Below are 13,512 nucleotides of genomic sequence, written 5' to 3'. Positions count from 1 at the left end.
TGTCGAACATGCCGACTGCGTCGATCTCGATCATCTTCATCGACCAGGGCGCGGAGAAGGCGGCCACGGCTTCGAAGCAGCGTTTCTCCTGGGCCTCGTCCGGCAGTTCATGGGCCGCCGCATAGGGCAGGAAATCCAGCGTCCTGCCGCCGGAATGAAAGTCGAGCACCAGATCGGCCAGCGGCAGCAGGGCACGGGTGACATAGTCAGCGATCTTCTCGGTCGCCGTCCCGTCGGGCCGGCCGGGGAAGCTGCGGTTGAGATTGCCCTTGTCGATGGGCGACGTGCGCGTTGCGGCACGAAAGGCCGGATAGTTCATCGCCGGCACGATGATCACGCGCCCGGTAACCGCCTCCGCCCGAAGGGTTCGCGCGAGGTCGAAGAGAGCGATCGGCCCTTCATATTCGTCGCCATGGTTGGCTCCCGTCAGCAGCGCCGTCGGCCCCTCCCCCCGCTTGACCACACAGATTGGGATCATCACGGAACCCCAGGCGGAATCGTCCCGGCTCCAGGGCAAGCGCAGATGGCCATGCTGTACGCCTTCCGCCTCGAAATCGACGGTGGCGCTGATCGGCGAAGGCCGAAGCTCTATCACCGGCGTGCTCATGGCTTTACGAAGAGCTGGCGTGGCACGCTGGAGAGGCATTCGACGCCGTTCGGGGTGATCAGAATGCTTTCGGTGATCTCCAGCCCCATGGTCTCCAGCCACAGGCCGGTCATGAAATGGAAGGTCATCCCGGGCTTCAGCTCTGTCCGATCACCGGGGCGCAGGCTCATGGTGCGCTCGCCCCAGTCCGGCGGGTAGGACAGGCCGATGGAATAGCCGGTGCGGTTGTCCTTCACGATGCCGTATTTCCTAAGAACGGCGAAGAAGGCGTTGGCGATGTCCTCGCAGGTGTTGCCGGGCCTGGCTGCGGCAAGCCCGGCTTCCATGCCTTCGAGCGTCGCCTTTTCCGCATCGAGGAAGGCCTGCGTCGGCTTGCCGAGAAAAACGGTGCGCGAGAGCGGACAATGATAGCGCCTGTAGCAGCCCGCGATCTCGAAGAAGGTGCCTTCGCCGCTCCGCATCGGCAGATCGTTCCAGGTCAGATGCGGGGCGGAAGCCTCCTCGCCCGAGGGCAGCAGCGGCACGATCGCCGCGTAGTCGCCGCCGATGCCCTCGACGCCGCGGATGCCGGCATCGAAGATCTCGGCAACGAGGTCGTTCTTGCGCATGCCCGGCTCGACCTTGTCCACGATACGCTTGTGCATGGCCTCTACGATGCGGCCGGCCTTACGCATGTAGTCGATCTCGGTTGGGCTCTTGATGGCGCGCTGCCAGTTCACCAGCGACAGGCAGTCCTTGAAACGGGCATTGGGCAGGTGTCCGACCAGCGCGGCGAAGGCGGCGGCGCTGAACCAGTAATTGTCCATCTCCACGCCAATGGTGCCACGCGACCAACCGCGCTGCTCGATCACGCCCGAGAGATAGTCCATCGGATGGCGTTCGGTGGACTGCACGTAGTGGTCAGGATAGCCGACGATGTTGTCGTGGCTGAGCCAGGCCGTGCGCTTGGCGCCATTGGCATCCTGGCCACGCCCGAACCAGACGGGCTCGCCCTCGCCAGGCACCACCACGCATTGATGAACGTAGAAGGACCAGCCGTCATAGCCCGTCAGCCAGTGCATGTTGGAGGGGTCGCTGACGATGAGGAGGTCGAGTCCCACCTTAGCCATGGCAGCTTGGGTCTTGACGAGGCGCTGGCCATATTCCTCGTGGGTGAAGTTGAGCGTGGGGCCCGTCATGGCCTGCCTTTCCTTGATGCCGTTGTCTCGAAAACCTGTCCGGCCCCCCCAGCCTGGGCGCGCTTGTAGGCGAGCGTGGCGATGGCGGTGTCCTGCACGCCGGTGCCGGTCAGGTCGCAAAGTGTGATGTCGGCGTCGCTGGTGCGTCCGGCCGCCTTGCCGGCGATGACCTGGCCCAATTCCGGAAACCAGCGCTCGGCGCTGGCAGTTCCCGCCTTTACCGCATGGGCGAGTTCGCCGAGGTGCCGGGTCTGGGCAAAACTGTCGGCGACATAGGAAATCTTGGTGAAGGCAGCGGGGTCGATCTCGTTCTTGTGCTCGGCGTCCGCGCCCATGGCGGTCACGTGCTGGCCAGGCTTGAGCCAGTCCGCCATCAGGATCGGGCTTTCCGCGGGGGTGGCCGTTACGATTATGTCGGCGCCCTCACAGGCTGCCTGCCCGCTTGCGACTGCGCGGACGGGGATGCCGAGCCGGGCCGCCAGTTCCCAGGCTGCCACCTGCGCCCGGCTTGGATCGCGGGCCCAGAGCCGGGCCTCTTCGATCGGGCGCACCAGCTTCAGCGCCTCCAGTTGCATGCCGGCCTGTTCGCCCGCGCCCAGGACTGCCGCGACACGGGAGCCCGGCCTCGAGAGATGGCGGGCGGCGACCGCCCCAGCGGCGGCCGTGCGCACCTGCGTGAGGTAGCCATTGTCAAGTAGCAGCGCCTCGACCAGCCCCGTACGGCTGCTGAACAACACCATCAGCCCGTTGAGGCTCGGCAGGCCGAGCCTGGGATTGTCGAAGAAACCAGGGCTGACCTTGATTGCAAAACCATCGATACCAGGGATATAGGCCGTCTTCACATCCACTTCGCCGCGGTATTCGGGAATGTCGAGCCTCAGGATAGGCGGCATCGCGACGGCCTTGGTCGCGAGCGCGACGAAGGCGTCCTCCACGCAGTCGACCGCAGCCAGATCGAGAGGGACGCTCGCGCGGAGGTCGGCCTCGGTCAGGATGATCATGCCAAGGCTCCTTCCTCGACGATGCGCCGGTGAATTGCGGGATCGATGTTGCGACCGGAGAGTATGAGCGCCGTGGGACCTTGGGGACGGACCTTGCCGGTGAGGAGGGCGGCGATGCCGACGGCCCCGCCGCCCTCCACCACTTCGTTTTCCAAGCGAAAGGCATGGCGGATGCCCTCGGAGATCTCCGCCTCTTCGAGCAGGATCACGTCGTCGAGAAGGTCGCGGCACATGGCGAAGGTGAAGCGGTTGTCAAGGCCGATGCCGCCGCCCAGCGAATCCGCGAGCGTGGGCAGTTCTTCCACGGCCACGGGCCTGCCGGCGCGCAGGCTCGCATACATGGCGGCTCCGCGCTCCATGGAGACGCCGACGACCCTGGCCCCGGGCCGCAGGCCCTTGACCGCGGCAGCGACCCCCGCCGCCAGCCCGCCGCCGGACAAGGGCACCAGGACGAGATCGACATCCGGAAGCGCCTCGGCGATTGCGAGGCCGATGGTGCCCTGCCCTGCGATGACCGCCGGATGGTCGAAGGGCGGGATCTGCGTGAGGCCCTCCTTGCGTACCAGCCGTTCGACCTCGGCCTGTGCCTCGTCCTGTGAGCGGCCGACGATACGGACTTCCGCCCCGAGCGCCCGGACGGCATCGACCTTGTTTCCCGGCACCAGTCCCGACATGCACACGACGGCCCGCCGACCCTGGGCCCTGGCGGCATGGGCGACCGCTCGGCCATGGTTGCCGGTGGAGGCGGTTACAAAGCCTCTGGCCGACGCCCCCATGGTGAGCACGGCATTGGTGGCGCCGCGCAGCTTGAACGATCCGGTCTGCTGATGCGTCTCGAGCTTGAGATGGATGGGGGGGCCGCGCCTGGACAAGGCCGGGGAAAGGATGAAGGGCGTGCGCAAGACGTGGCCGCGCAGGCGCGCCTCCGCCGTCTGGATGGCGTCTAGCCCGACTGGGGCGTTCATGGCTGGGAATTCCAGCCCGTCGGCGCGGACAGACGTGTGTCAGCCCCGCTCCTGCCTCGTCCGCCAATAGTGAACGCTTCCGGCATCGACCGTCCTCCGCCTTTCATTGACGGGATGGTGTCGCGGCACAAAAATCATGTCAATTATTATATTGTAATGATTCATTTCTCCTAGGCGATGAGCTGGGCGTCGAAGACGGGCGGCAGCTGTTCGAAGGTCAAACGAAGAGAGGTCAGGGTTTCGGCGAGCGCGGTGTGCGAAAGGCGGCCGCCGAGGCAGATGCGAATACCGCCTCCCCCGGCTTCCCCGGCGACGAAGGGATCCGAGGGCGTCACTGCAATGTGGCGCTGCGACAGGGCGCGCACGAGCCCCTCCTCCGTCCAATGCGGCGGCACCTTCAGCCACGCGCAATGCGAGAGGGGGTAGGTCGAGGCAATATGTGGACCAAGCGTACGCGCCACGATCGCCTGCCGCGCCCGCGCCTCCTGGCGCTGAATCTGCAGGAGGGCCTCTGCAGTGCCGTCCTCGATCCAGAGGGAGGCGATCTCTGCAGGCAGGTTGGTGGCGCTCCAGCTCGTCACGCGAAGGATGCTGGCGACGCGGATGCCGTGGGTCGGAGGAACCACGAGATAGCCGACGCGAAGGCCAGTCATGACGCTCTTGGTGAAGCTGGTGACGAAGAAGCCGAGGTCCGGCAGAAGCTGTGTGATTGAGGGCATCGGCTCCTCGAGCATTGGCTTGTAGACCTCGTCCTCCACCACGAAGATGCCGTATCGCGCGGCGATGGCGGCAATCGCCTGTCGCCGTTGCGCCCCGGCGACATGGCTGGTCGGATTGCCGAGCGTTGGAATGAGAACCAGGGCCTTGACGCCGCCGGCGGCGCATGCAGTTTCGAAGGCCTCGGGGAGGATGCCCTGTTCATCCGTCGGTAGCCCGCGCAGCGTGAAGCCGAGCACGGAGGCAAGGCCGATAATGCCGTGATCGGTGAGATTCTCCGTCAGCACCAGGTCGCCAGGATGCACGATGGAGGCCACGGCAAGGAAAAGGCCGTGGGCTGCGCCATTGGTGATGAGGATGCGGTCGCGGTCGGCTTCCACGCCCAGCCGCCGCAGCCAGGCCTGCGCGGCGGTGCGGTGACGGTCGAGCCCTGCGATTGGCCGGCACGGGCGCATGAAGGCGCTGTTGTCGCCCTCCCCGAGCCGCATCATCGTCTGGCGCGAGGCCCGTTCGTGCGCCTCGGTATAGACGGCCCGGATGATCGAAAGGTCCGCCGTCTGCCCCGGCTCGCGGTCGAGCATGAAGCGCTCGGCCCGCTCGGTCACGCGGTCGCGCACGAAGGTGCCGCGGCCGACCTCGCCGCGCAGATAGCCGCGCCGCTCCGCTTCCTTGTAGCTGATGCTGACCGTCTGCACGGACAACTTGAGGTCGTGGGCGAGATCGCGATGGGTGGGCATACGCGTACCGGGCGGCAGGACTTCGCTCTCCACGTCCGCGATGATCCGGTCCGTCAGTAGCTTGTGCTTGGTCACTCCCATGCGGCGCGGCAGGACCGGCCGCCATTCCGTTGCCGCCGACAATGGTTTTCGGGAGTCGACAAGACGACGGAAAGAGTCAGAATGGGAGAGTGACATGAAATTGTCCTGATACAATATCGAGGCACTCTTCTATTATACCAATCAACTCGCGGGCGCCATGTTGAAACTGGACAAGATCGACCTGAAAATCCTGGCCGCCCTGCAGCGGGACGGTCGCATCACGAAGCTCGGACTGGCGCAGGAGGCCAACCTGTCTGCCGCCGCCTGCTGGGAACGCCTTGCGCGTCTGGAGAAAGCAGGCGTGATTTCGGGCTACAGCGCCGCGATCGACGCCAGCCGGCTAGGGCGATTCGCCAGCGTTCTGGTGGAAATCACCCTCAAAAGCCACCGGCAATCCGATTTCCAACGCTTCGAGGCGGCCATTATGCGCGAGTCTTCCATCGTTGGCTGCGACGCCGTGGGCGGGGGTATCGACTATCTCCTGCGGGTGGTGACGCCCGACATCGATTCCTACCAGCGCCTGATCGACGGCCTGCTGTCGGCCGAACTCGGCATAGACCGCTATTTCACCTATATCGTCACCAAAACCATCAAAGCTTCGGGGTTTCCGCTCGAAATTGTAGCCGATGTATAATTAAATATTGCGCGACACTTCAACCCGCATCAGGGCTGATCTCGAAGCTCTGAACACATACCGGCAGACGAATTTCGGCTATTCCGAGCCTGACGCGTCCTTGGCGTATCAACGCCGTCTGGCGTCCAAACAATGGATTTGGGCGGTGTATGGTACATCCTCAAGAATCTCATGTATCCCGCGACTGGCTTGACGGGTGCTGCTGTCCCGCTGGGCACCGTTTCCGCCTACCCAAGACCTCGGAATTCTTTTGGAACGCAAATTCCGGGAAATTTTATCGGATCTTTATTTCGATGGCCATTCTTGCTCGATAGCCCGAAGACTGTCCTTGAACACCTTTTGTGTCTGCGGCTTTACAAATATCGAAATCGCTTGGGGATGTGTCTCTCGAATTCGCCGCTCCATAGAGAAAATAGCATTTTCAATTTCGCTGGTGCGCACGTTATCGGCGAATTCGAGGCTCAGGGCGACGACAATTTGTTCTGGTGCCATGTGGAGCGTGAGTACGCTATTTACCCGCTCGACCGCCTGTTCCCGCATGGCGAGTTCGGCGATCGAGGCTTCGATTTCCCGGTCCGCACGCTCGCCGATCAACAAGGCCTTGCTCTCCCTTGCGACCAGAAAAGCCACGCCCCCGAGTATAAGGCCGATGACTATTGAGGCTGCGCCGTCAAAGCGTGGATCTTGCAAGTGATCGGAAAGGAACAATCCGACGCCTGCGACCGCCAGGCCTACGAGCGCGGCGCTGTCTTCTAGCAGCACCATGAAGCCTGGAGGATCTTTGCTGTCCTCGATGGCCGTCAGGTAGCTCCCGTCCCCCTTCGTCTGGCGAAAGGCGCGAAGAGCCACGATCCACGTAGCTCCCTCGAAGATCGCGGCGGCTAGCAACACGCCATAATTCGCCAAGACATGCGTCAAGGGCTCTGGATTGATGATGCGGCTCGCGCCCTCATAGGCCGCCAGGCCAGCGCCAAGTGTGAAGAGCAGCATGGCGACGACGAACGACCAGAAATACAGTTCTCGGCCGTAACCGAGAGGGTGCTGGTCGTCCGGTCCAAGCCTTGAGCGCCGATATCCGTAGAGCAGGAGCACCTCATTGCCGGAATCCACCACTGAGTGGATGGCCTCGCTCCACATCGACGAACTACCGGTCATCGCCGCAGCAACAAACTTGGTTGCCGCTACCAGGATGTTTCCGGCAAGCGCGGCATAGACCACGAAACGAGATCGGTCACCTGCCATCGAACTTTCTCTTGCCCACAGTGTTTCAGAGAGCGAAAGAGGCAAACATGCCGAGGGCGCATAGAGCCATGACCGCGGTCGAGAGCCATCCGAATATCTGGAGGGTCCGGCCGATCCTGTGATCGCCCATCACTCTGGCGCTAGTGGCCATAAGCATCATCAGAACCATGATGGGTACGGCTACAACCCCATTTACGACGGCGCTCCAGAACAGGGCGTCAATGGGATTGACGCCCGTGAAGACGATCGAAGCTCCAATCAGCGTGGCCAACGTGATGGCGGTGTAGAAGGCCTTGGCTTCTCGCGGCTTCTTGGCGAGCCCCGTCGGCCATTTGAATGCTTCGCCCAGGCCGTATGCCGCCGATCCTGCGAGAACGGGAACCGCGAGCAGACCTGTGCCGAGAATGCCGAGTACAAAGAGCACCTCGGCGAACTTGCCGGCAACCGGCTCCAGCGCTTTTGCGGCGTCGGCGGAACTGTTGATCGTCGTCACATTATGCGTGTGCAGGGTCGCGGCGGCGGTGACCATGATGGCCAAGGCGATCACATTGGAGACAGCCATTCCGGCAAAAGTATCGAGGTTGATACGCATATTGGCGGAATGTGCCTGCTCAGGCGCGTCCTTCAGACGTTCTCGATCCGCGTTGTCCTCGATCTCCTCTACTTCCTGCGACGCTTGCCAGAAGAAGAGATAGGGGCTGATGGTGGTCCCGAAAACCGCCACCACGGCGGTCAGTAGTTCCTTTGAAAATTCCAGATGCGGCACGACGAGGCCAAAACCAAAGCCGCGCCAATCGATCTTCACGACGAAGAGCGTGGCGACATAAGTCAGCAGGGCCAGGCTGAGCCATTTCAGGATCCTGGCATATTTGTTGTAGTCGAAGAAAACCTGAGCGGCGGCGCACGCCACGCCGAATGCGAGGGCGTAGAGAAGGGATGGGCCTCCAATCACCAACTTCGTGGCGTCTCCCATCGCGCCGATATCGGCCCCGATGTTGATGACATTTGCTACGAGAAGCAGGGGAACAGCGGAGTAGACCAGCCAGTTGGAGTAGAACTTTCTCAGGTTTCCAGCGACGCCACGACCTGTCGTGCGGCCCAACCGCCCACTGATGATCTGGATGGCAACCATCAGCGGATAGGAGAAGATCAGGGTCCAGTTCATGGTGTAGCCGAACTGGGCGCCGATCTGCGAATAGGTTGCGATACCGCTTGGATCGTCGTCCGAGGCGCCGGTAATGAGACCCGGCCCGAGAACGTCCAGGATTTGCAGCTTGCCGGGATCTTTGGAAGGATTCGGCGAAGCGTTGAGATTGACGGGGTCTTGCGTGGTCACCGTGCCGCGCCTTCTCGTTCTTGCTTTTTGCTTCTCAGCGGCAAGTTAACGTCTGCCTCGATGGAACGTTCCTCTCCCTGCCTTCAAAAAAAATGGCACGGCAGGTCGCATCAAGAAATTATACGCATTGACGCGGTAGGGGCTCGGCTGCCATCCGTTGGCTAAGGCGGTAAACCGGGAAAACCATCCCTGTGGCCTCTGTCGCCATGTCTGATTGACGCCTAACTATCGCTAGGGCAACCTCGTGCATCACGAAGGATCGTTCCGCTCAAGGCGGCAAAAAGTTCTGGTCTCTTTGCCCTGGGTCACCGAAACCGTTGCGGCGGCAATAGGTTCTCCGAACAATCCACGGTAAACACGATCTTGAAGCCGTATTTATTGATACTATCTCGCGAGTATGGATCAACAAGAGTAGAGCCTCACGCAAGAGCTTCGAGGTTATCGGAAAAGGGACGCCGCGGCCGCTGCCGTCTTGGTGAGGAAGGGCGCCAAGATGGCTCGCAAAGCCGGATAGTATTCGAGCGCTGGTTAATGTGATCGAGTCCCTCCGCTTTCAACTCGTAGTCAAGGGAACCAAAAGGAGCTAGGCGAGGTTCATCTGTGCCACACAGTGATCCCGATGCCCCTGAACCCAACAATCTCACCCGATAGCGGTGTAAGCCGACCCGCAATCATTGCGATCCCGGCGTGCAACGAACAGGAGCGGATCACGCCCTGTCTCGCGGCCATCGCCCGGCAACGAGACTGGCAAGGCAGGCGGGTGTCACCCAAGGCATATCGAGTCCTCGTTTTCGCGAACAATTGTGTCGACGCGACGGCGCAGCAGGCGCGCGAAGCTGGTCAAAGGATGAACCTTTCGATCGATGTCCTCGAAGCGATGACGACGCCGTTGAAGGCCGCAGGCCTGGCGCGCAGGCGCGTGATGGATGAGGCCGCTGATCGGCTGGAGGCCGAAGGATTATCGGGCGGCGTCATACTTACGACAGATGCCGACAGCACTGTTTCGCCAACCTGGGTTGCTGCCAATCTCGCTGAGTTTGAAGCAGGCGCCGATTGCGTGGCCGGTTATATCGATGCAGACCCACTCGAGTTTGTCGGGCTGGGCATGGCTTTCCAAGGTCGGGGCTTTTTGGAAGAGCATTACCACGCCCTGGTCTCAGAGATCTTCGCCCTTCTGGATCCGCGCCCGCATGACCCCTGGCCGAACCATCAGGTCAGTTCCGGTGCCAGTCTTGGTATCACACTGGCGATGTATCGAAAGATCGGTGGGCTGCCAGCGCATGCGAGCGGGGAGGACGCCGCATTGGCTCTCGCGGTGGAATGCGCCGAGGGCAAGGTGCGTCACGCCATGAGTGTCTGCGTCTCTACGTCGTGCCGGCTAGATGGGCGAGCGATGGGTGGTGCTGCAGATACGATGCGGCTTCGTCATGCGGTCGACGAGACGCCCTGCGACGACGCGCTTGAACCAGCCTTTACGATTGCAAGGAAAGCCTGGCTAAAGGGCCATCTGCGGCGGACCAGCCATCTGGGCTTCATGCGCGAATCGACCATTCTCGCCGGGCTTGGCCTTAGAACTGAGCAGATCGATGCCGCGCTCGCCAATTTGCGGGAGACTTGCTTCGAGGTCTTCTGGCAGCATCTGTGCAGGATCAGCCCAACGTTGCAGTTTCGTACGGCGCTTCGTCCTTCCATGCTTCCCGCCGAAATTGCACGGGCCGAAGCGCTGCTGAAATATCTACGCGCGCAAACAGAACCGCTCAAGGCGATAGATTTCGTCATGGAGAACAGTGTGACTTTTGAGGCACGGCTGCATAGCCTCCAAGAATAGCTCGCTGGCGAGGGCGCCCCTGAGGGGGTAGTCCGTCGGTCCCAGCCAATGGCACAGCACGATTTCGCAACCGGCCCTTGCATGTTGCCGGCACCACCGGGCCATGGTCGCCAAGTCTGTCCTGTCGAGATAATAAAGCACCTCCGACAGGATGATGAGATCGTATGGCCCGGGCGGCAGGCCGTGCGGCGCCGCACCGTCATGAAACCGGATGTTGTCGAATGCGGCGCAGACGATCTTGGCCTTGGCAACAGCGGTTGGCGAGAGGTCGACTGCGTCGAGAGATCGACATCGCAGCGCAAGGCGCGCTGTCAGCACGCCGATCGAGCAACCAATCTCGATCGCATCGGCATAGGTCGCGCGTGACAGAGCGCCGATGGTCGCGCCGTATTTCTCATCTTCATACGCGCTCGTGGCGAATTTCCACGGATCTGGATCCTCCTGGTAGATCGCCTCGAAATAATCGCGCCCCAATGATTTGCTACCCGTCATCGTAACCTCTGGATGAAATATTCTGTCGGCCGCAGGAAGCGCGCCAGCTTGTCGGAGGGAAAGGTGAAGCCGCTAGGATCGTCGTCGATCAGGCCGGACATCTGCGAGAGATGGCAGGCAATCGCCGCGCGCTTTCTGTCGATCCATTGCGAGATGTCGAGGCTAAAACCCTCGGGGCCCCGCCGATGGATGTGTTTCATGCGCGGTAGAATCCATCCCCACACTGGATAGTGCCAGATGGCGAGGCCCGGCACGCGGCGGCCGACCTCTCGGGCCAGCCGCGCGGCCGCGAAATGATCGCAGTGCGGATCCTTGTCCCAGGTCACAAGCAAGCTCGTGGATTCATTCTGCCGGACGAGGCCGGAAAGACGCCCAGCCGCCGCCTCGAACACTGGGCCCGAAATCGGCGCCCGCGTGTCGGGCTGATCGAAATGGATGATGTCGCTCTCCGGTAGGCCCAGGACCGCAAGGCCCTTTCTGCATTCCTGACGCCGTAACTCGGCCAGAAGGTGCGACGGGTAGCGCTTCGAATTGGGATGAGATCCAGTGCCGTCGGTAAGCACCACGACATTCACCGACCGCCCCGCCTCGCGGCTGGCGGCGATCAGGCCGCCCGCGCCGAGGACCTCATCGTCGGGATGCGGCGCCAGCACGGTCACGCCGCCGTTGCCCAACCGCTCCAGGCCCGCGGCGGGCAGGGCCTCAATCGCCCTGAGGTAATTGCTAATCAGCATCGAAACTCCAGAGTGCTTCAATCGCCCTCTCGCTGCCCAAGGCAAAACGCGCTGCATCCGCCATGGCGAGGTCGGGAACGGGTTGACGCAGATAAGTGGCAAGGTCCCGCGCGACGCGTTCGATCGGGTTCGGCCGGAGGAAGGCCGAGAGGCCCGCGCCACGCTGTACCGCTTCCATGATGTCGAGGGCCGCGCGTTCTGTGACCCCGCGGGCGAGATTGGACAGCGCCACGCACCGCTCCGCCTGATCCATGTCCAGGGCCAGTTGCCGGGCCGCCGTTCTGATCCAGAGCGAGGCGTTGCCCGCCGCAGAGACGCAGGCCGCTACGCGCTGGAGCTGATAGGGATCTTCACCGCGCCTGCGCTCGCGTAACTGGCGGCGGTAGAGTTCGAACAATCTTTCCATGCCACCAAGATGGACGGCGCAGAACCGCCAGGCCCCACCGGAAAAGTAGGGTTGTCGCATGAAGTCGCCTGGTTCGCCGACGAGGGAGGAGTCGGGAACGATGATGCCGCTGAGATCAACGGAGCCGGTCGCGCTCGAGCGCATGCCGAGCGGTGTCCAAGCCGAGAGGTCGACCTTTTCGCTGCCCGTAAGATCGAGCAGGACTAGCCTCTGCCCGGTCTCGCTGGCGGCACTGACTAACGGGCGGGTGAGCAGGCCGGCGCCGGAGGCGAGGATCTTGCCTCCTTCGAGTCGCCAGCCCTGCGACGTCCTGGCGACCCGTAAAGGCGATCGTCCGTCGGCGCCCCAGACACCTGTCATGGCGCCATTCCCGACCTCTTCGGCAAGAACGCGGAGTTGCTCGGCGCTGCCGTGACGGCGTACCAGATCGATGGCGTTGGCATGACCTTCGAATAGGCGCCCGATCGAGAGGTCCGCGCTACCGAGGCGACGCAGAGCATCAAACAGGCTTGACCAGCAATCGGCCTCCATCATCCCATCTCCGCCCACCTCCCGTGGAAGAGGTGCCGCCAGAATACCGGCCGAACGCAACGCCGTCAGAACCTCGGGATCAACGGCCGACCGTTCGTCGGCCTCTGCGGCCCTCGCCTCGCAAAGTGCAGTGAAAGAGGACAGGCGTGAGGCGAGCCCCGGTGTCTCGCCTCTGATCTCCCGGACCAAGCCTGCCCGCATCTCCACCTCCCAATTTTCGGTACGTCCTCTGCAACACCGGGCAGACGGGATCGTTCCCTGCGCGCGGTCCCCACAGCCAACGGGAACAAAGCCCTCGGCCTTAGGTTAGCTTGTCGACTGCAAAGCCTTGGGCGACCTGAACTCCGGAGGCCGCGCCCAATTCAAACCAACGCCCGCGATCGACGCTGGCTGCAGGAGGCGAGTAAACGCAATGATCCCCGAAACCGAGGAAAGCCATATCGCTGGTATCGCCCTAAGGTACGGCGTTTCGGAAGACGCGGTGCGGGCTGCCCTCACTGCGATCCGGCGCGGCGGAGGCCAGATGGCGCAATTCAGCCACCCCGATTTTGGCGGAATGGCTCAATGGACACCAACGATGAGCATGGTGGGTGACATGTTCAACAGCGGTCTGAAGGCAAAACTCGACGGGGTTTGCGCCGATCTCGCGGCTTACATCCGAAGCGCGCCGGGGCGATCGGAAGATGCTGAGGGAACAAGCTACCGCTCAGCTTCCTCGATGCATTCCATTGCTTGGCCAAAAGCTCTGGGAAGAGCGGTGTCGACCGGGTCACAGAACGCCATGCATTATGCCATTTTCCCAGCGGCCCGGCGCTTGGCGATCAGCGATAACGGTAGAGTTCGTATCTTCGATACCGGTGATCATGTGATCCAGGGAATATCGCAGGCTCAGAGCCAGGATCAGACACTGACTTTTTCGAGTCAGCACGGCCTGGTACGTTTGACCGAGTTGAGGGAGGTCAGGGAGTGATCTTAGACGAGCATCGCTCCGTCACGAAGAGGGCGAATGCGGGCGTCTTTGGC

Annotated in this window: 12 protein-coding genes and 1 pseudogene; 3 read left to right on the top strand and 10 right to left on the bottom strand. The window is 62.4% G+C overall.

Annotated elements, in window-relative coordinates:
- The 5 genes and pseudogenes from AC6H34_RS30955 to ehuR form a co-directional block, all read right to left on the bottom strand.
- Positions 1-607, bottom strand: a pseudogene (locus AC6H34_RS30955) (N-alpha-acetyl diaminobutyric acid deacetylase DoeB); the annotation flags it as partial.
- Positions 604-1,785, bottom strand: coding sequence for an ectoine hydrolase DoeA (gene doeA, locus AC6H34_RS30950; protein WP_497541499.1), 1,182 nt, complete (start codon positions 1,783-1,785; stop codon positions 604-606). The pseudogene AC6H34_RS30955 and the gene doeA, both read right to left, overlap by 4 nt.
- A complete protein-coding gene (gene eutC, locus AC6H34_RS30945) occupies positions 1,782-2,786 on the bottom strand; it encodes an ectoine utilization protein EutC (protein WP_497541498.1) in 1,005 nt (334 codons plus the stop codon). Before eutC ends, doeA begins: the two co-directional genes overlap by 4 nt.
- Positions 2,783-3,751 (bottom strand): hydroxyectoine utilization dehydratase EutB, encoded by a 969-nt coding sequence (eutB, locus tag AC6H34_RS30940; RefSeq protein ID WP_497541497.1) that lies wholly within the window; start codon positions 3,749-3,751, stop codon positions 2,783-2,785. Before eutB ends, eutC begins: the two co-directional genes overlap by 4 nt.
- A 170-nt stretch (positions 3,752-3,921) precedes the next feature.
- Positions 3,922-5,286 carry a MocR-like ectoine utilization transcription factor EhuR gene (gene ehuR / locus AC6H34_RS30935; RefSeq protein ID WP_448151218.1) on the bottom strand — a complete coding sequence of 455 codons (1,365 nt, stop codon included), beginning with the start codon at positions 5,284-5,286 and terminating at the stop codon, positions 3,922-3,924.
- Between the two features lie 160 nt (positions 5,287-5,446).
- Between ehuR and AC6H34_RS30930 the strand changes: the two genes are divergently transcribed.
- Positions 5,447-5,920, top strand: coding sequence for an Lrp/AsnC family transcriptional regulator (locus AC6H34_RS30930; protein ID WP_497541504.1), 474 nt, complete (start codon positions 5,447-5,449; stop codon positions 5,918-5,920).
- Between the two features lie 285 nt (positions 5,921-6,205).
- Here the strand turns inward: AC6H34_RS30930 and AC6H34_RS30925 are convergent, their stop codons facing one another.
- Positions 6,206-7,162, bottom strand: a complete 957-nt coding sequence (locus AC6H34_RS30925) for a cation diffusion facilitator family transporter (RefSeq protein ID WP_448145965.1) — start codon at positions 7,160-7,162, stop codon at positions 6,206-6,208.
- A gap of 25 nt (positions 7,163-7,187) precedes the next feature.
- Positions 7,188-8,498 (bottom strand): Nramp family divalent metal transporter, encoded by a 1,311-nt coding sequence (locus tag AC6H34_RS30920; RefSeq protein WP_497541496.1) that lies wholly within the window; start codon positions 8,496-8,498, stop codon positions 7,188-7,190.
- A 619-nt stretch (positions 8,499-9,117) separates the two neighbouring features.
- Here AC6H34_RS30920 and AC6H34_RS30915 point away from each other — a divergent pair.
- Positions 9,118-10,326, top strand: a complete 1,209-nt coding sequence (locus AC6H34_RS30915; protein WP_497541495.1) for a glycosyltransferase family 2 protein — start codon at positions 9,118-9,120, stop codon at positions 10,324-10,326.
- On the opposite strand, the gene AC6H34_RS30910 is transcribed toward AC6H34_RS30915, so the two are convergent.
- The 3 genes from AC6H34_RS30910 to AC6H34_RS30900 are packed head-to-tail and all read right to left on the bottom strand — an operon-like array spanning position 10,234 to position 12,690.
- Positions 10,234-10,800 carry an SAM-dependent methyltransferase gene (locus AC6H34_RS30910; RefSeq protein ID WP_497541494.1) on the bottom strand — a complete coding sequence of 189 codons (567 nt, stop codon included), beginning with the start codon at positions 10,798-10,800 and terminating at the stop codon, positions 10,234-10,236. The genes AC6H34_RS30915 and AC6H34_RS30910 overlap by 93 nt on opposite strands.
- 14 nt (positions 10,801-10,814) lie before the next feature.
- Positions 10,815-11,552, bottom strand: a complete 738-nt coding sequence (locus tag AC6H34_RS30905) for a PIG-L deacetylase family protein (protein WP_497541493.1) — start codon at positions 11,550-11,552, stop codon at positions 10,815-10,817.
- Positions 11,542-12,690, bottom strand: a complete 1,149-nt coding sequence (locus tag AC6H34_RS30900) for an acyl-CoA dehydrogenase family protein (protein WP_497541492.1) — start codon at positions 12,688-12,690, stop codon at positions 11,542-11,544. Before AC6H34_RS30900 ends, AC6H34_RS30905 begins: the two co-directional genes overlap by 11 nt.
- 211 nt (positions 12,691-12,901) lie before the next feature.
- Between AC6H34_RS30900 and AC6H34_RS30895 the strand changes: the two genes are divergently transcribed.
- Positions 12,902-13,459 carry a hypothetical protein gene (locus AC6H34_RS30895; RefSeq protein WP_497541491.1) on the top strand — a complete coding sequence of 186 codons (558 nt, stop codon included), beginning with the start codon at positions 12,902-12,904 and terminating at the stop codon, positions 13,457-13,459.
- Positions 13,460-13,512 lie beyond the last annotated feature (53 nt).

The sequence above is a fragment of the Labrys sp. ALF-8 genome, from assembly GCF_059699065.1.
Note: the sequence above shows the minus strand (reverse complement) of the source record. Positions and strands in the feature narration are given on the sequence as shown.

Bases quoted from the DNA above. Each gene is read 5' to 3' on its own strand.
- AC6H34_RS30925 (WP_448145965.1), bottom strand. From the start codon at position 7,162: ATGGCAGGTGACCGATCTCGTTTCGTGGTCTATGCCGCGCTTGCCGGA.
- ehuR (WP_448151218.1), bottom strand. From the start codon at position 5,286: ATGGGAGTGACCAAGCACAAGCTACTGACGGACCGGATCATCGCGGAC.
- eutB (WP_497541497.1), bottom strand. From the start codon at position 3,751: ATGAACGCCCCAGTCGGGCTAGACGCCATCCAGACGGCGGAGGCGCGC.
- AC6H34_RS30905 (WP_497541493.1), bottom strand. From the start codon at position 11,552: ATGCTGATTAGCAATTACCTCAGGGCGATTGAGGCCCTGCCCGCCGCG.
- AC6H34_RS30895 (WP_497541491.1), top strand. From the start codon at position 12,902: ATGATCCCCGAAACCGAGGAAAGCCATATCGCTGGTATCGCCCTAAGG.
- AC6H34_RS30915 (WP_497541495.1), top strand. From the start codon at position 9,118: ATGCCCCTGAACCCAACAATCTCACCCGATAGCGGTGTAAGCCGACCC.
- AC6H34_RS30900 (WP_497541492.1), bottom strand. From the start codon at position 12,690: ATGCGGGCAGGCTTGGTCCGGGAGATCAGAGGCGAGACACCGGGGCTC.
- doeA (WP_497541499.1), bottom strand. From the start codon at position 1,785: ATGACGGGCCCCACGCTCAACTTCACCCACGAGGAATATGGCCAGCGC.
- eutC (WP_497541498.1), bottom strand. From the start codon at position 2,786: ATGATCATCCTGACCGAGGCCGACCTCCGCGCGAGCGTCCCTCTCGAT.